The organism is Paenibacillus baekrokdamisoli (genome assembly GCF_003945345.1).
GTDB classification, from domain to species: domain Bacteria; phylum Bacillota; class Bacilli; order Paenibacillales; family Paenibacillaceae; genus Paenibacillus_Z; species Paenibacillus_Z baekrokdamisoli.
The window spans coordinates 1,796,755-1,814,878 of sequence record NZ_AP019308.1 but is presented as its reverse complement, the minus strand read 5'-3'; the positions used below and the strand labels follow the sequence as shown (position 1 = coordinate 1,814,878).

Genomic DNA, 18,124 nt, shown 5'->3' with positions numbered 1-18,124 from the left:
ATCACATTGATTGAACATTGGCAAGCGTGTTGGATAACAGACTCTTCGTTTGCAGTACTGGACAAGCTGGATTTGTTTTATAAAGAAATGGAAGCGGTTAAAGCCGAGACGCACCGGGAGGATTTGCAGCATCATCACTGGCTTGTGAGGTCTACATTTGAATTGGAGCATGACGATCTGGGACTATTCAACGAGGCTTATTTGGATATCACAGCGGACGATTACTACAAGCTGTACCTAAACGGCCGTTTTGTCGCTCAAGGGCCTGCCCAGAATGATTCTGGCCACTATTATTACAATCGGCTCGAGGTCGGTTCTTTTCTCCAACCGGGAACGAATGTCATTGCTGTTCATGTGTATTATCAAGGGTTGATCAACCGGGCCTATAACAGTGGCGATTACAGACAAGGGATGATCGCAGAGATGACGGTAGGCGGACGTGTTCTCTTGAAGACCGATGAGACTTGGAGAGCCAAACGAGCAGAGGATTATGTCAAAGGGGACATTTTCGGTTATTCCACTCAATTTGTTGAACATATTGATGCTCGAAAGTCGGACAAAGGCTGGAGGGAGCCTTCCTTCAACGATTCCGCCTGGCTTCCTGTCCAAACCTGCGATCAAACGGATTATTCGTTCGTGAAGCAACCGACGCCGGTATTATCGGTTTATGAGAAAAATCCGCTTGCTGTTGAAAGGCGGGCTGCAGGGCATTACTGGATTGATTTTGGAGAGGAAATCACGGGCCAGTTCACCTTGCAAGCGGAAGGGGAAGCGGGAGAAGAAGTGGAAATCCGCTGCGGGGAGGAACTGGAAGCGGACGGGCAAACGGTAAAATATCAGATGCGCTGCAATTGCACTTATCAAGATCGATGGACGTTATCTGGGGGCCACGATGTCTTTGAAGCTTACGATTACAAAGGCTTTCGATACGTGGAGTTGCTCGGCCCCGAAGAAGCGATTCGACCCGATTCGTTCAAAGCGATTGTCAGACACTACCCTCTTGAGGATGACAGCTGCCGTTTCGAAAGCTCAGATGAGCTGATGAACCAAATTTTTCAGATTTGTAAAAATGGCGTCAAATATGGTTCCCAAGAGAATTTCGTGGATTGTCCGACTCGTGAGAAAGGGCAGTATTTGGGCGACAATACAGTGATCGGGCATGCTCACATGCTCCTCAGCGGCGATCTGCGTTTGTATCGGAAGTCGATTGAGCAATTTGCGCTTAGTTCCTTCACCTGCCCAGGTCTAATGGCGGTGGTCCCGGGGCATTTTATGCAGGAAATCGCGGACTTTTCGCTTCAGTGGCCGCTGCAGCTGCTGGAATATTACCGCTATAGCGGAGATCTTGCCTTTGTGCGGGAAATGGTTCCTTATGCGGAGAAATTGCTCGATCATTTTCAAGCCTATGATCGAGGAGACGGCTTACTGCATGAAATCGCTGATAAATGGAATTTGGTCGATTGGCCCAAGGAGCTCCGCGATGGATATGACTTTGAACTGACTAAGCCGATCGGCACCGGTTGCCATAACGTGGTGAATGCTTTTTATTTGGGATGCATCCAAGCCGTGAATGAATTGCGTGATATTGTTGACTTTTCCTATGAAAATCATCTTCCTCGACTGAAGAAACGCTTTATTGAAGTATTTTATGATCCATCCCGGCGGTTGTTCACGGATGCGGAGGGAAGCTCGCATCACGCGCTTCATTCCAACACACTGCCCTTGCTGTTTGACCTGGCTCCGAATGAATCCATACCTACTATCGTCAATCAGATTCGCGAGAAAAGATTATCGTGCGGCGTTTATTTTTCCTATTTCGTGCTCAAAGCTTTGGCGAGAATCGGTGAACATGCATTGATTTACGAGCTCTTGAGTTCCCAAGATGAGCATTCTTGGGGGAATATGGTGAAAGAAGGGGCTACGACTTGTTTTGAGGCTTGGGGGAAAGATCAGAAGTGGAATACGAGTCTTTGTCATCCATGGGCGAGCGCTCCGATCCCCTTGCTGATCGAAGAGATTATCGGACTGAAACCGTCAAAGCCGGGATGGGAGGAAATCGCGTTCTCACCCAACATTCCAGCGCAATGGGAATATTTTACGCTTCAAGTCCGCGTGCGTTCCGGATGGATTAAACTGACATACGATCATGGAAAGTGGGAAACAGATTTTCCGGAGGAAGTACGGGTGATCAGATAGAATGATCAAGAGAATGATGCTGAACAAGACATGGCTCCGTCGTCTTCTGCTTTCTTATGTAACAGTGTTCTTGTTTATCGTGCCTCTCCTTCTATTTATTTTGCTGCTGGGATTCGGCGACATGTCGCGAAAAACAGCCGTCGAATCAAATGCCATTTATGCGAAGCAAGTGCTTCAATCTTTGGACAATCAGATGCAGTTGATCGATAATACGATCACGAATGAGGTTGCCACCGATGAAACGCTGTTTGGCTTTTTTAATCAGGCGCTTCGTGACGAACGTTACTATTCCGGCTATTTGCCATCATTAAAGGTGTCAAGACTCATGGCTTCGATGCCGCTGATCGATTCCATTTACTTGTATCGGTTATCGGATGATAAGGTGCAGACGCCTTATTCGGTTGACACGTTGGATTCTTTTGTTGATAAACAAGTGATTGTGGAAGCTTTAAAACAGCCAAATTTGAATCATTCCTGGTTGAATGTTCGTAAAGGATATACAGAACAAAGGCAGGTTGCCGATTTCCTGTCATTGGTCCGTTACGTGCCGCTTAATTCTGGTAATGACGGGCTTATCGTCGTGAATGTGCAGGTTCAATCGATTATCCGGTTCGTTCATTCGCTCATGCCTGTGGAGTCCAATCACATCCGTCTTAATGACCGCGTCGGCACGCCCATCTATCAGGGTTCTGGCGACGAAGGCTTAATTATGACTGAATTGAAATCCGATTATTCCGGTTGGACGATTTCCAGCGGACTGGAGAATGGGAACGCATTTCGATTCGTCTCTACGATGTCGGATTATTGGCTTATCGTCTGCTTAATCTTCTTTATCATTGGCCTGTTATGGATCGTGGTGGCTGCCAGAATCAACTACAAGCCGATTCAATCGATCATTCAACGTTTTCAGATGTTTTCTCAGCAGAAAAGCGCGGAATTGTTTCGAAAAGGCGCCCAAGATGACTTCAAGTTCATTGATTCCGCGCTTGACCATTTGATGGAGCAGTTCAACGCTTATCATAAGCAGCATGAAGAAGATTTAATTTATAAACGGAAGCATTTCTTCTTCGAATGGATTGAAGGCAACGGACCGCTTAAGCTGGAAAAGTGGCAGCAGGAGATGAATAGCCTCGGCTTGCCTTTCGAATTCGCCTCTCTTTGCGTAAGCGTAATCGAAATCAGCAAATATGGCAGGTTTACGAATTCATATACGCCTCAAGACCAAAATTTATTAAAATATATACTCGCAAGTGTCGTGAAAGAAATGGCGGATACCCGGAACGTTACATCGTGGGCGGAATGGACTTCGAACGATCAATTGACCGTAGTATTCCATATTCCAACAGCTTTGATGGAGGAGAAGTCTGAATCACTGATCATGGACTTGTCGGATAAATTATGCCGGTGGGTAGGAACGAATCTCGATTTCGACATTGCGATCGGAATCAGTTCAGGCATTGACCTCATTGAACTGATTCATGACGCTTATAATGAAGCATTGAAGGCTCTCCAGTACAAACCATCGCTAGGTCAAAAAAGCGTCATCGGCTATTGGCAAATCCCATCTGTCGGGAAGCAGCAGCCGCTTGATTTGCTTCAATATATCCGCGCAATGGCTTTCTCATACCGAACCGGTGACAGTGCATGGCTTGATCATTTCGAGCGGTTGTTTGAAGAAATGCGCTTGGGCTTGTACACGCGCGAGGAATTGTCCAATCTAATGAGCTACCTGATTTTTTTCCTGCAGAAAGAGTTGACGGAGCTTCCGTCGGATTTGAAGACGTTATGGACAGGAGACGCTCTTGCGAAACTGCAAAAGTCGGTGGATGGCTGGGACTCTTTGGATGAACTCCAGCAGGAACTGCATCTCATATTAGCCGAATTCGCAAATGTGATGAAGGAGCTCCGCCAAAACAACAGTCATTATTTGCTGATACGCAGCATTAAGGAATATCTAGAGGAGCATTACGCCAATCCGGATTTATCTTTGCTCCATCTGAGCGAGGAATTTCATGTTCACATGAAGAGCATCAGCCGTCTGTTTAAAGAAGAAATCGGAGAAAATTTTATTGATCATTTGGCTCGAATTCGCATCGAACATGCGAAGGAGCTTTTGCTAAGAACCGATTGCTCGATTCAGGAAATTACACTAAAGGTCGGCTATCTGCATCCGAATACATTTATTCGTTCGTTCAAGAAGCTGGTCGGCCAGACACCAGGTGATTACCGGAAGGAAATTCGCGTTCGTCAATCCGGATAGAAGATTGTTGATTTGTCCTTTTTTGTTGATAGGTGTTTTCCTCAATAAGAATCGTTGGACCTCGGAAAGCCGGGCGAAGACGGTTCTTTTTCTTTGAGAATTTTGTTGATGGAAGGAAAACGAGCGATTGAATGAACACCTCACGCCATATACAGTTAGGGCATAGAAAGCGAGAGAGGGGCAGATAGCCGAATGAATAATAAACAACAACCAAAGAAGTTCGATCGCAAACGTTTCCGACAAAACATTCCGCTGATCGTGATGTTTATCCCCGTTATTTTGTTTTACCTCATCTTCAAATACGCCCCAATGGGCGGATTGATCATTGCCTTCAAGGACTACAACTTAATGGATGGCGTATTTCGCAGTCCTTGGGCTGGATGGGGAAATTTCAGCAAGCTATTCAGTAATCCCAATAGTATCAAGATCATTCGAAACACCTTGCTTTTAAGCAGCCTGAATATTTTCATTGGGTTTCCGTTTCCGATTATTCTGGCTATTTTATTGAACGAAGTGAGGAAAATGTGGTTCAAGAAGACCGTGCAGACACTCGTCTATCTCCCATACTTCTACTCTTGGATTATTGTAGGTGGAATCATATTCAGCATTTTCGGCATGGAAGGAAGCTGGCTTAATCACTGGATCACCGAATGGTGGGGAGAACCGTACCCGTTCTTATACAATATCCAATCATGGATAACAATCTTTGTCAGTTCAAGTATCTGGAAGGACATGGGCTTTAACGCCATCATCTTCATGGCGGCTATGTCAACCATCGATCCATCGCTTTACGAGTCTGCAGGCATGGATGGCGCCAACAAGTGGAAACAGATCATCCACATCACCCTTCCGGGAATTTCATCAACTATAATGTTGATCTTTATCCTGTCCATGGGGCGGATACTGGAAGTTGGTTTCGATCAGATTTATATCTTGCAAAATGCTGCGGTAAACGATGTTGCTGACGTCATCAGCACCTATATTTATCGTGTCGGTCTGCAAGGCGCGCAATTCAGCTTAACGACCGCCATGGGCATGTTCGAATCCGTCGTTGCGTTTATTTTATTGCTTACCGTTAATGGGGTCGCGAGACGTTTTGACAGGGGCTTATTCTGACAAGGGAGTGATTAAAATGCGCTTATCCAAAGGGGAGAACGTGTTCAAAACTGTAAATTATATTGTATTGATCCTGATTGCTTGTTCGAGCTTGTTTCCGTTATTACACTTGATTGCGCTATCCATAAGTGATTCGACCGCCATTGAAACGGGAAAAGTCTCACTGTGGCCAGCAGGATTCAATATGGATACATACAGCTTATTGTTTAATGGAACGCCAATCGTTAAATCGTTTTCGAATAGCGTAGTCTTGACGGTTGTCGGCGTTGCATTCTGCATGATCGTCACAACTTTCGCTGCATACCCTTTATCTCGACCCCATTTTTATGCTAGACGATTTTTCACATTGGCGATGATCTTTACGATGATCTTCTCGGGTGGGATAATCCCTACTTATCTGGTCATCCAAAGTCTTGGTCTGGTCAATTCGTATTGGGCGCTTTGGCTGCCTGCACTTGTTAGCACCTATAATATGCTGCTATTGCGTACTTACTTCGAGAACATTCCCTCAGAGATTGACGAGGCCGCTCGAATGGATGGATGCAGCGAAACCCGGCTTTTGCTTCAAATCGTGTTGCCCGTTTCTATGCCGGTGCTTGCAACATTATCGCTCTTTTATGGTGTCGCTTTCTGGAATATCTTCTTGAGCATGCTGATTTATATTAACGACACGGACAAGCAGAACTTAACCGTATTGGTGCAGAAAATGATCCAAAGTCAAAGCGTGCTCCAGCAAAGCGTGACCGTTCAGCCGGATGATCAGGTTCATGTGGTGGAAGAAGGAATTAAAGCCGCCGGAGTGATCGTCTTGATCGCTCCAATGCTGATCGTCTATCCGTTCGTGCAAAGGTATTTTGTTAAGGGCGTAATGTTGGGATCTGTAAAAGGATAAGAGATCGAGCTTGAAGGAGGTGATGCCGGCAACTATTGCGTGACTGGGTTACAAGTATACAACAAATGGTATAAAATCGATGAAGAAACGAAAGGGGTAAGTTAAAAATGAAAAAGTTTACAGCAACGCTAACCGCTGTCATCATGCTGTCTAGTCTGTTGACGGCATGTACAGACAAAAATGATTCAAAGCAAGCAAGCTCTACACCGGAGGCTTCTTCCACAACACCGGAGGCATCCTCAACAACACCGGCCGCAAAAGGGGAAGTGTCCGTATCGGTCTATGACCGTGGCAATATTCCAGCTGTCGAAGGTAAGCTGGAGAACAATCGTTGGACCAAATATATTAATGAAAATGCCCCCGTGAACGTCAATTTCGTTCCGATCCCGCGTAACGATGCAGCTCAAAAGTTTAATGTTCTGTTTGCATCCCAATCGGCTCCAGACATCATCAATGAGTTCGATCCGAATATTGTCAACTCGTTCATAGACCAGAAGCTGCTTCTGCCGTTGGACGATCTGATTGAACAGAACAGCGTGGAATACAAGAAGATACTTGAGGATAATCCCGCTCTCAAGAAAGTCGCAACCAGTCCAGACGGGAAAATGTACAAAATTGGAAGAACTTTGGAAACCGCTCCGAGTTACGCCCTGTTTATCCGTGCAGACTGGTTAAAGAAAATGAAATTGGAAGTTCCCAAGACGACCGAAGATCTGTATAAGGTAGCCAAAGCGTTCGCTGAGCAAGATCCGGATGGCAACGGGCAGAAGGATACTTACGGAATGGCGATAAGCTGGCGTTCCGAGTTTGTGGTCGATATGATGTTTGGCAATCCCGTTGAGCTGTACGGTCTCGTAGACGGTCAACCGAGCCGGGCATTTGATAATGCGAGAGCGGCCACAGAATTTAAAAAACGCTTGTTTGACGAAGGTCTGATTGATAAGGACTTTGTCAATGACAAGAACGGACAGAAAGCCAAACAAGATTTCTTGAACGGCAAGCTTGGCATCTACCCTGCTTTCATAGGGAACTGGTTCGATGCGACTGTATCCGATTTGGAAACCCTGAAGAAGGCTGTCCCGAATGCAGAGATTATCCCGATCGCGCTACCGGAAAGTCCGGTGGGTCAATTCATTCCGGACGTAACGAGCCCGGTGCAAATGACAAGCGCTATCAATGCAAGTGCGAAGGACCCTGCTGCGGCGATCCAGTATATCGACTTTATCGATCGCATATCGACTGGCACTACCCTATTATTCGGACTAGAAGGCACGCATTATAATAAGAATGCAAACGGGTGTCCGCAAATTATCGACCCGGATAAAACCAAGGCGGAGGTTAGTTGGGCGGGCGATTACGCGCACTCGTACTCCCGTTTGCTGCCAGGAAAGTGTGCTTTTATGCAAAATCAATTCAATCCCGAGGATCCAGCGCAAAAAGCGGGGTTGGACATTTTCAATAAAGCCGAGTCCTTATATCTCGATCCGAGCAAACGATACCGTTTTGTCACCTTGCAGGAACTGATTCCAACTATGCCGAAGGAACTGTTGGCATCCTTCAACACCGTCAAATTGGAAATTACGCAAACCTGGTTGAAATCAGTTCTGAGCGGCAGCAAATATTCCGTTGATCAGGCCTATAAAGACGTTCTGGCCGCTTGGGATCGTGCCGGAGGCAAACAAATGGACGACTTCATGATCAAGTGGTATCAAACCAGCCAAGACAGCAGTTTCATGATGAAAGATTTATGGGATATGGTGGCGAAGCAAACGGAAATGAAAAAATAAACATTCAGCATGATGGAGCAGTCTATATGCGCGGAGTAGCGAATGGGTGATCCTATTAGTACCGCGCATAAGGCTGCTTCCTATTTTCTCTAACAAGTGGATGAATCTTTCACGATGCGCATTCGTGATGATCGATTTTACAGGAGTGATGAAAGCGATTGCATTAAGAGATATCTAAGGAGGCCATCCGTGATGAAATGGTTGAAGAATTTAGCCTGTTTCTTGGGACTGTTGTTGATATTCATGGTTATGGGAACAAGTAGTGGTCATGCAGCAGTCGTACAATCAATGCCTGTACCCAATGCGAGCTTCGAAACGCTGGCGGCAAGCAACGGCGTTCTCGCACCCAAAGATTGGAGAACGTATTGGTGGGAGAAACCGGCCGGCAGCCCTGCGGTTGCGGCGGGTTATTCGGAGAACGAGAAGAGCAGCGGAGATCGTTCGGTGTACGTCCCAAGCGTGAATGCGGGGTTCGCGGGCTGGGTGTCGAGCGAAATTTCTCTTCCCGCAGATATGACCTCGTACAGAATTAAAGTGAAAGTGAAGGCATCATCGGATTACGCGGGAAACAAGCCCCGGATTTTCGTCTCGTTTCAGAATAACGGAACTTATTTGGCTCAGTACACGACGGACAAGACCGAGGGCTTATCCTTTCAGGATTGGCGCGAAATCTCGTTTACAGTCGATCAAAGTCAATTTCCGGCAGGCACCAACAAGCTTGTGCTGAACCTGACCACTGCCAAAATTGCCACGGCCTCCACAGTAAGCGGAACCTTGTACTTTGATGATGTAAAGATAGAAGCATCGGATGAATCGTTCGACCCCATTACGTTTACGCTGAAAGGCGCCAACTTGGCGAACTGGTGGGAGATAGGGGATACGGCAACCTTCAGGCGTGACGCGGGCACTGTACCTACTTCGGTCACGAGCATAATTGGCAGCGTTTACAACTCGGATAACGAGCAGATTGCGGAACTGGCGGTTCCGAGGCAAACGTTCCTAGATCAAGGATGGAGTTGGACGCCGACGGAGCCAGGATACTACGAAATCGCTTTTGCTTATCGCCAGAGCGGGCTGGAATTAACGAAGCTGCCAGTTAAATATACCTATTCGTCAACGGATTCTAAAGAATTTTGGCGTGAGCGTTATTCCATAGTTGTAAGCGGGGGCCCGGCCAAGGCGATAGCGGAGAGATGGCCAGTCATGGGCTTCAGCTATCAGCTCTCGGAGGGTGAGAATGCGATGAAGCTCGCGGATCTCGTAGGATTCCGATTCGCGAGAATCCATGCCGTTCCTTGGGGAACGCAATTCAGAGATACAAGCTGGGCTATTGAAACATCCAGAGGCGTTTACAATTGGACGAGATTCGACGATCAGATTAACAAGCTGACCAGCTACGGATTCGATCTGGCCGGCAATCTGTTATACACGCCGCAATGGGCATCACCGCATCCGGAAGAAACGCAGGTGAACGTTAGCGTGCCGCAATATTCCGCTTATGCCCCTACAGATATGAGGGATTGGGAAAATTTCGTTCGAGCCGCTGTTGTCCGGTATGGAGACCGAATAAAATCATGGGAAGTATGGAATGAGCCGAATTTGCCTAAGCTGAGCGTCTTTTGGATGGATACACCCGAACGTTATGTTGAATTGCTGAAGACGGCGTACGAGACGATCAAAGCGGAGCGGCCGGATTCGGAAGTATGGATCGGAGGGCTCGCGGGACGCAATTATTTGTCCTTCTATAAACAGGTGCTCGGTTTGGGCGGGGCATCCTATTTCGATAAACTCGCACTTCATGGCTATCAAGCCGATCCGCGTGATTTCGAGCGTCTGGATCAGGCGTTAGGTGTTCCTTCCAAGAGTTGGGTCAATTCTGAGAGCCATGCTCTCCTCCTCAGTTCCAACTCAGTAACAGGCCCTGTACCTTCGGAATCCGAGATGGCCATGCGCATGGTGGTGGACTACCTGAAAGAGATCAAATGGGGAGCACAGAAAATCACATTTTTCAATATGTTGAATTTATCGGAAATGGAAACTTTGGCTTATGCCAAAAGCACAGGAAATGTGACACACGCATCGGGATTATTCCGTTCGAAGCCGCGGCTCGAGCCAAGGCTCGCCGCGTCGGTAACCCGCCACTTCCTAGACTTGGCCGGACAATCACTCGTTTATAAAGGGGAGTATGTTCTGGGTAACGGACAGAAGGCAGTTGTGCTAGACAACGACGGAATTCCGTTAATCGGCGTGTGGACCGATGGGACTGCCTCGTCTTCCATCGATGCGCGTCTAGCGTCTGCCTTCACCGGAGAGACGACAGTCACGGATTGGGAAGGCAAGACACTTCAGGCCAATAACGCACTTCAATTGCGTCCGGGAAAATTAATCTGGATTAGCAACGTGGAGTTAACAGCGCTCGAAGCTTTGCCGGTCTCCGAACCGTTCTTGATTTCGGATTTCGACAGAAGTGCGGAGAGCTATAATGTTCCTGAAACGGTGGGATCCAGCAGCAGGCTGTTCGATCCTACTAGTTTGACAATTGCCGACGATGCGGTTTGGACGACGGATCATTGGGCATATCAAGCAGCTTCCCAGGCGACGAAACCAGCGGATTTCAACGCTACATTAGCGGCGGGGTATTCTGATGGCGGACTGGACTTGATCGTTCGCGTGAAGGATGGGACATTTGTACAGGACAATCCGTTAGGAAACTTCTGGAAAGGGGATAGCGTGCAGTTCGCAGTAGATACCTTCGGACTAGGACTCCCTGGAGATCAGGTGGAATTCCAGGCGGCACTGACACCGCAGGGCCCCGTGCTGTATAAACAATTCGTTCCCTTTGTCGGCGGCAATTTACCGCCGAATTGGACACCGGGCAACAGCGTAGCGCAGCACGCGTCCTTAAAAGTAGATCAATCTGTACCCAATGAAACGACGTACTATATCCATGTCGATTCTTCCGAATTGTATCCTTATGTTCACGACCCGCAAAGTCCGCTTCGACTGTCCGTGCTGGTTAATGACAATAACGGCAGCGGTCGACTCGGATGGCTTGAATGGAGCAGCGGGATCGGCCAAACCAAAAATCCGGCCCAATACGGGAAAGTCTGGGTAGATCATACGCAGCCTGTTGCAACCGGAGCACCGGGCAAACCTGTATTGTTCGACGACAACGGATGGGATACGGGCTTACTTGACGGCAGTTACAACGTGAAAATGGATATGTGGTGGGGAAATAACGGCAAAATTTATAAGTTATACGAGAATGACGTGCTGATCGATACGCAAATCCTCTCGGACAATTCGCCGAATGCCCAGTCTGCCGTTACCTCCATTAGCGGCAGGAAAAATGGGACCTACCGTTACTACGTTGAGCTTGCCAATGTATTTGGCACAACGAGAAGCGATATGCTGACTGTTACGGTTACACAAGCGACTCCGGCGAAGCCGGTGCTCTCCAATGACAACTGGGATGGAGACGGGGACATTAATGTAAACATGAGCATGTGGTGGGGCACTAACGGTACAACGTATCGTCTATATGAGAATGGCGTTCTAGTCGATACGCAGACGCTGAACAACCAAACACCGCAAGCGCAATCAGCCGTTTCGGCGATCCGCGGCAAACCGATTGGCACTTATGAGTATCAGTGCCAACTGGAGAATGATGCGGGAACATCTTTCAGCGATATCATGATTGTAAAAGTAACGAAGTGACGCGTCGTATCCTCTTACTTGCTAGATTGCGACACTCATAAGCCGATAACTCAGCCTGTATTTGGTATATCCGGACGAGGTAACAAGCGTTCAATCCTCCGCTCCCGGCATGAAGGTACGTCATAACCTCAATCGCACAAGGTGCGGACACCCTGCATGTTGTATTGACGATAGCGAAAATGGGATTATAGCCTTACTGAATGTGCCAAGCTAGAGAGAACAGTCCAATGCGAGACTGGTCTCTCTAGCTTATATTTTCTTCTAGCTCAGCCTCAGCGTAAGCTGATCAGTGTGTGGCGCTTGCGCTGAATGAGTGGACGGGCAGGTTAGTAGAAAAGTAGGTTTACATGCGAACAGACGTACTTTAAGATGGGTATTAGAACTAAAAATTCAATAAAATGGAGGTTTTTCAATGAGTGAACAAGTTGTTCAGCAGTTTGTTGATCGTATTGACGCAGTCTTTCTACCTGTAAAGAATCTTCAAGAGTCGTTGGCTTGGTATCAAACTATATTTGGTTTCGGGCTGCGTTGGAGCAACGAAAGAATGGCTGGTTTAGCAATAGCACCTAACTGCGGATTTCATTTAGTTCAAATTTCAGACTTCAAACCAATTATTACATACACCCCATTTAATTTTGTTGTAAAGGATTTAGAAGAAGTGAGGGCTAGACTCAAGAAAAATGGAGTAATGGTTTCAGAATTAAGGAATGGCGAGCCTAAACGTTTTGACCTCACTGATATTAATGGAAATATGATCAGTGTTATTCAAGTGTAAATCAATACACTGTTCGCTTTACATAAAGGGGGGGTAAGATGTCAACCGGAATAAAAGAAATTATACTCGGAATCCCAGTCACGCATTCAGGAAACTTTGAAGAATATGAAAAAGCGATTGAATGGTATGGGCGTGTTCTCGGATTTGAGCTGGTTTAGAAAAGTGGAATTGCAAGTCTGAAGTTACCCTCTGGTCAACGTATTCTTCTTTTTGGTGCAGAAGATGAAGATGAGAATTGTATTTGGTATACAGGGAATATCATTTCCAATCCGCATTATTCTGTCCAGTTATTAACTGAAAACATTGAACAACTACGAGTGGATCTAATCAATAGCGGAGTAAAGGTCGGTGAGATTGTTCCTGGAGGCGGAGGTGGCAAGGACATGATGTTTTTTGATCCGTATGGAAATCGTTTTTGGGCAATCGAGGATCCAAACGTGTTCTGATTCATTGAGCTGGGACAGCAGCAACTAGTGGCAGTTTTCATATCTTTTACTTGTAATTTAACGTTCCTCTGGACAATAGGGGCACAAACACCACTACGTGTTTGTGCCCCTATTGTTGTCTTGAGATAAGATGCCGGGTGGCATACAACAAATCAGTGCTTTCCACGCGTTTATTGCATGCAAGTCTAGACTGAATACATCATCTTCCTCCAACTGTTCAAAAACATTGTGATATTCATCACAAATGAAAATGTTCTAAAATGCTACACTTATTTTACAAAGCAAGGTAGCAGAAGGAGGCATTCTAACATGCATGAACAAAAAAAAGAGAAACTAATAGTGATTGGTAATGGTATGGCTGGGATAAGTACAGTTGAACAAATTCTGAAACTAAGTGATTCATTTAATATTACGGTATTTGGTAGTGAACCACATCCTAACTATAATCGTATTTTGCTCTCTTATGTTCTAGAAGGTAGCAAGACGGTCGATGATATTGTCTTGAACGACTGGAACTGGTATAAAGACAATCGAATTACGCTGCATACGACAACGACGGTGACACATATTGATGCGGAAAATAAGCAAGTGACTACGGACAAGGGTAATACGGAATGTTACGATAAGATCATTATTGCTACAGGATCTAACCCATTTATTCTACCGATACCTGGTAGCGACAAAGAAGGCGTAGTAGGTTTTAGAGATATTAGCGACTGTAACCAAATGATTGCTGCTGCTCAGAAATATAATAAGGCTGCGATCATTGGTGGTGGACTGTTAGGGTTAGAAGCTGCTAAAGGACTCGTGAATTTGGGCATGGATGTAACAGTGGTCCATTTGATGGAAGATATTATGGAACGTCAACTGGATCATACCGCCTCGTCAATGTTACAAGCGGAATTGGAACGTCAAGGTATTAAATTCGCGATGAGAAAACAAACCTCTGAACTTATTGGAGGGGAGAGGGTAAGTGGATTACGTTTCAGCGACGGTAGTATATTAGATTCGGAGCTTGTTGTGATGGCGGTGGGTATTAAACCAAACATAGCGCTTGCCAAGGCAAGTGGTATGGAAGTAGAAAGAGGTATTGTTGTAGATGATTATATGCGTACTTCATTTGAGGGTGTATATTCTGTCGGTGAGTGTACGCAACATCGGGGAGTATGTTACGGGCTCGTAGCCCCATTATTTGAACAAGGACATGTATTGGCTAAGCATATTTGCGGAGTAGACACTTTACCATATGAAGGTTCTATTGTTGCAACAAAACTTAAAATTTCTGGTGTCGACGTATTCTCAGCAGGTGAGTTTGTTGAAGGACCGGAGCACACCGTGATTGCTGCTAAAGATGAGTGGAAACGAACCTATAAGAAAATTCTTCTTCATGACAATGTCATTGTCGGAGCTGTCTTATTCGGAGATGTAACAGAGTCTTCTAATCTGCAAAAGTTGATTAGGCAGCAATCCGAGATGACTGATGATATTTATAATACAGTCATGGGTACAGGATGCTGCGGTGATGGAGCTAAGAAAAAAGCCTCTGTAGAAACAATGTCCGATGATGAGATCGTTTGTGGATGTAATGGGGTAACTAAGAAAACAATTGTCGATGTTATTACGGATCAGGGTTTAACGAGCGTAGATGAAATTAAAGCTTGTACTGGCGCAACCCGTTCGTGTGGAGGATGTAAACCAGTTGTTGAGCAAATACTGCAGTATGTCCTTGGGGATGGCTTCAAGACCGCTTCGAAAAAAGGGATTTGTAGTTGTACTTCGCTCGATAGGGATGAAGTAGTAGCAGAGATTAAGGCGAAAGGTTTGACAACGACACGTGAAGTTATGAATGTTCTTGGGTGGAGCAACGCGGAGGGCTGCTCTAAATGCCGACCAGCAATCAACTACTACTTGGGTATGATTTATCCAGAGAGTTATGAAGACGAGAAAGAATCACGGTTTGTTAACGAACGAATGAACGCAAATATTCAAAAAGACGGGACGTACACTGTTGTTCCACGGATGTATGGTGGCGTTACGACACCGGAAGATCTCAAGACAATCGCTGATGTTTCCTTGAAATATGATGTTAAGGTCATTAAAGTGACAGGTGGACAAAGGCTGGCTCTGATTGGAGTCAAGAAGAAAGACTTACCTAAAGTATGGGAAGAACTTGATATGCCTTCAGGTTATGCTTATGCTAAATCGCTGCGTACGGTCAAAACATGTGTAGGTTCCCAATTCTGTCGATTCGGCACACAAGATTCCATGTCTATGGGAGAACTATTAGAACGTAAATTTGAGCGTCTCGATTTACCTGCCAAATTTAAATATGCTGTGAATGGTTGTCCGCGGAACTGTGCAGAAGCATGTACCAAGGATATCGGTATCGTCGGAAATGATGGAGGATGGGAAATCTTTATTGGAGGTAATGGAGGGATTAAGTCTCGTATTGCTGATAGCTTCTGTAAGGTTAAAAGTGATGAAGAATTGATAGAGATTTGTGGAGCAATTATGCAGTATTATCGTGAAACCGGCAAATATTTGGAGAGAACTTCGGAATGGGTAGAACGGATAAGCCTTGAACAGATTCAGTCTGCAATATTGGATAATCTAGATAACCGTAAAGAACTCGTTAATCGAATTGAAATTGCACTACAACAGGTGGAAGAACCATGGAGAAAGATGCTTAATGATGACAAAACACGAACAGCTCTGTTTGAGGATAACATTTCTGCAATTTCAGTGGAATAATCCATTAGTATGTTGAAAGGAAAGGGGGAGAGTTCAAATGGAAATGACAACTAATTATTATTCTATAGGTTCGATTGAAGAGTGTTTAGTACAAGTGGGTCGCGTTGTGATCATTGAAGGTCAGGAGATTGCTATATTTCGTACTTCGGATGGGAATGTATACGCTTTGGCGAATAAGTCGCCGCACCCTAAGGGAGGGCCTTTGGCCGAAGCGATCGTATCTGGACATTATATCTATGACCCCTTACATGACTGGAAGATTGATCTAACGAGTGGAGCAGTGCAAGCACCAGATACAGGGCAAGTCGCGACATATCCTGTTATTGTGAAGAACGACGATATTCAAATTGGCTTTTATGGGAGGTAGACCGCTTGTATACAGAAAGTGTAGAGTCCATAGTAGAGTCGGCGGTTAAGAAAAAAGAAAAGATGAACGAAAGTGTACTTCGCTATACAATTGCTGCTGCATTAGCGGGTGCCTATGTGGGATTTGGGATTATCCTAATTTACACATTAGGTGCCCCATTAGCCGCAATCAAGTCACCTTTTCAATCCCTCGTTATGGGGGGATCTTTTGGAATCGCACTCACCTTAGTCATATTTGCAGGTTCAGAGCTATTTACAGGTAATAATATGTTTTTTATGATGAGTTCATTAGCAGGTAGAACAACCGTGAAGGATACGGTTAAGAACTGGAGCATCGTATTTATAGGTAATTTACTAGGGGCTTTGGTTCTTTGCTTATTGGTTCTAGGTTCGGGGCTGTTCAAGGGTATACCTGCTGAACACCTTCTCTTTATGGCAGCAGCTAAAAAGATGCATCTACCCGTAATGGAACTGTTTTTTCGAGGTATTCTTTGTAACTGGTTAGTATGTCTAGCTATTTGGATGTCCATTCGGGCCAAGGAGGAAGTCGCTAAATTAATCCTCATCTGGTGGTGTCTATTTGCCTTTATTGCGAGTGGTTATGAGCATAGCGTGGCTAATATGACGCTATTAAGTATTGCTACTTTACTACCGAATCACCCAGAAACAATATCAATTGCTGGATGGTTGCATAATATGATCCCGGTTACTTTAGGCAATATTGTTGGCGGAGGTCTGTTCGTTGGTATGGTGTACTGGGTTATTTCCCCAGTTCGAAAAATAAGAAATAAAAAGTAGACTGTAATAAAAAGAGTTTGTTAAGTGGCGATCGCTTCTCGGTAATCTACCGGGGAGAGGTCGCTTAGTTTTTTTGTAATGTGTTCATTTGAAGAAAACTTATAAAGGGCAGTACAGAATAATGATGACACGAAAAAGCAAAGGTATTTAGCGATCTGTGTTTTCCCATGTACATATACACAAAACCCGTATTTTATACATATGTCTATAAATAGATTTAATGCCTAGTAACTTTTTTCTTCATCATTTGTCCAATGACACAAACTTACCCGCAATGCTGAATCAATAATACCCCCAGTAGTTTTATTGACACAATAATCCCGCAATCAAGAATTTGATTGCGGGATTATTGTGTCATGCATTATTCGATTGCTTACTTCACTACTTCACCCAATTTGAATTTCATAATAGCATTTAAAGGCATATTACATTATCAATTGTTTTTTACTTTGTATTATGCTCATTTTGTTCGCTCTACAGAATACAGAAAAAATTCCATATCTATATTCCTAAAATTCTTAGTATCTTTATCAATAATATTCATACCGTTTCGAACAGCAACTTTTTGAGAGGCTATATTTGTGTCCCTAATAATAGAATAAACCCTATTTGCATTAAGAACAGAGAAAGCGTATTCCTTGCAAGCAATTGCCGCTTCTGTTGCGTAACCTTTGTGCCAATACGCTTTTTGAAACAAAAATCCTATTTCCAAAATTTCTTTTTCTCTCCAGCCTTGCATTGTCAAGCCACATTGACCAATCATTTCGTTTGTTTCTTTTAATACAACAGCCCAAAGTCCAAAACCATACTCTTCATATCTTTTAAGATGTCTGTTAAGCCAATTTTGTGCTTCTTCTAAGTTGAATGCACTTTCATAAGCAGCACGCATTACTTCCTCATCACACAATATTCCGCACAATGCATCATAATCGGACTGCACCATTTCTCTAATTATAAGACGTTTTGTTTCTATCAAAAATCTCCCACCTTTCTATTATATCAATAACCTTTCAAAAAGAA

At 44.9% G+C, this 18,124-nt stretch carries 12 protein-coding genes; 11 read left to right on the top strand and 1 reads right to left on the bottom strand.

All coding sequences use genetic code 11. From position 1 onward, the window contains the following. The first annotated feature begins 6 nt into the window (after nt 1-6). The 11 genes from EKN16_RS07950 to EKN16_RS07905 all read left to right on the top strand — a co-directional run bounded on the left by EKN16_RS07950 (nt 7) and on the right by EKN16_RS07905 (nt 17,104). Nucleotides 7-2,196 carry a family 78 glycoside hydrolase catalytic domain gene (locus EKN16_RS07950; protein WP_125655215.1) on the top strand — a complete coding sequence of 730 codons (2,190 nt, stop codon included), beginning with the start codon at nt 7-9 and terminating at the stop codon, nt 2,194-2,196. Nucleotide 2,197: 1 nt separating this feature from the next. After that, nucleotides 2,198-4,456 carry an AraC family transcriptional regulator gene (locus EKN16_RS07945; RefSeq protein ID WP_125655213.1) on the top strand — a complete coding sequence of 753 codons (2,259 nt, stop codon included), beginning with the start codon at nt 2,198-2,200 and terminating at the stop codon, nt 4,454-4,456. Between the two features lie 192 nt (nt 4,457-4,648). Then, nucleotides 4,649-5,572 (top strand): ABC transporter permease, encoded by a 924-nt coding sequence (locus tag EKN16_RS07940; RefSeq protein WP_125655212.1) that lies wholly within the window; start codon nt 4,649-4,651, stop codon nt 5,570-5,572. 16 nt (nt 5,573-5,588) lie between these two features. Continuing rightward, nucleotides 5,589-6,464, top strand: coding sequence for a carbohydrate ABC transporter permease (locus EKN16_RS07935; protein ID WP_125655210.1), 876 nt, complete (start codon nt 5,589-5,591; stop codon nt 6,462-6,464). A 107-nt stretch (nt 6,465-6,571) separates the two neighbouring features. Beyond that, nucleotides 6,572-8,251 carry an extracellular solute-binding protein gene (locus EKN16_RS07930; protein WP_232016296.1) on the top strand — a complete coding sequence of 560 codons (1,680 nt, stop codon included), beginning with the start codon at nt 6,572-6,574 and terminating at the stop codon, nt 8,249-8,251. A gap of 192 nt (nt 8,252-8,443) precedes the next feature. Next, entirely contained in the window at nt 8,444-11,968 is a 3,525-nt protein-coding gene (locus tag EKN16_RS07925; protein WP_164522725.1) for a hypothetical protein, read from the top strand. Nucleotides 11,969-12,380: 412 nt separating this feature from the next. After that, on the top strand, nt 12,381-12,743 hold the full coding sequence (locus EKN16_RS07920) for a VOC family protein (RefSeq protein WP_125655206.1): 363 nt from the start codon (nt 12,381-12,383) through the stop codon (nt 12,741-12,743). 317 nt (nt 12,744-13,060) lie between these two features. Further along, nucleotides 13,061-13,189: a hypothetical protein gene (locus EKN16_RS33450; RefSeq protein WP_260182950.1), complete on the top strand. Its 129-nt coding sequence runs from the start codon at nt 13,061-13,063 to the stop codon at nt 13,187-13,189. Between the two features lie 309 nt (nt 13,190-13,498). Then, a complete protein-coding gene (gene nirB / locus EKN16_RS07915; RefSeq protein ID WP_125655204.1) occupies nt 13,499-15,940 on the top strand; it encodes a nitrite reductase large subunit NirB in 2,442 nt (813 codons plus the stop codon). Nucleotides 15,941-15,977: 37 nt separating this feature from the next. Then, nucleotides 15,978-16,307, top strand: coding sequence for a nitrite reductase small subunit NirD (gene nirD / locus EKN16_RS07910; protein ID WP_125655202.1), 330 nt, complete (start codon nt 15,978-15,980; stop codon nt 16,305-16,307). Nucleotides 16,308-16,312: 5 nt separating this feature from the next. Further along, nucleotides 16,313-17,104, top strand: coding sequence for a formate/nitrite transporter family protein (locus EKN16_RS07905; protein WP_125655200.1), 792 nt, complete (start codon nt 16,313-16,315; stop codon nt 17,102-17,104). Nucleotides 17,105-17,564: 460 nt separating this feature from the next. Here EKN16_RS07905 and EKN16_RS07900 read toward each other — a convergent pair whose 3' ends face one another. After that, complete coding sequence (locus EKN16_RS07900) at nt 17,565-18,080, bottom strand: GNAT family N-acetyltransferase (protein ID WP_082596080.1); 516 nt, start codon at nt 18,078-18,080, stop codon at nt 17,565-17,567. Nucleotides 18,081-18,124: the final 44 nt, after the last annotated feature.

What these genes read in the sequence shown, in the direction of transcription:
- EKN16_RS07935 (WP_125655210.1), top strand. Translation starts at nt 5,589, where the DNA reads ATGCGCTTATCCAAAGGGGAGAACGTGTTCAAAACTGTAAATTATATT.
- EKN16_RS07940 (WP_125655212.1), top strand. Translation starts at nt 4,649, where the DNA reads ATGAATAATAAACAACAACCAAAGAAGTTCGATCGCAAACGTTTCCGA.
- nirD (WP_125655202.1), top strand. Translation starts at nt 15,978, where the DNA reads ATGGAAATGACAACTAATTATTATTCTATAGGTTCGATTGAAGAGTGT.
- nirB (WP_125655204.1), top strand. Translation starts at nt 13,499, where the DNA reads ATGCATGAACAAAAAAAAGAGAAACTAATAGTGATTGGTAATGGTATG.
- EKN16_RS07920 (WP_125655206.1), top strand. Translation starts at nt 12,381, where the DNA reads ATGAGTGAACAAGTTGTTCAGCAGTTTGTTGATCGTATTGACGCAGTC.
- EKN16_RS07945 (WP_125655213.1), top strand. Translation starts at nt 2,198, where the DNA reads ATGATCAAGAGAATGATGCTGAACAAGACATGGCTCCGTCGTCTTCTG.
- EKN16_RS07930 (WP_232016296.1), top strand. Translation starts at nt 6,572, where the DNA reads ATGAAAAAGTTTACAGCAACGCTAACCGCTGTCATCATGCTGTCTAGT.
- EKN16_RS07925 (WP_164522725.1), top strand. Translation starts at nt 8,444, where the DNA reads ATGAAATGGTTGAAGAATTTAGCCTGTTTCTTGGGACTGTTGTTGATA.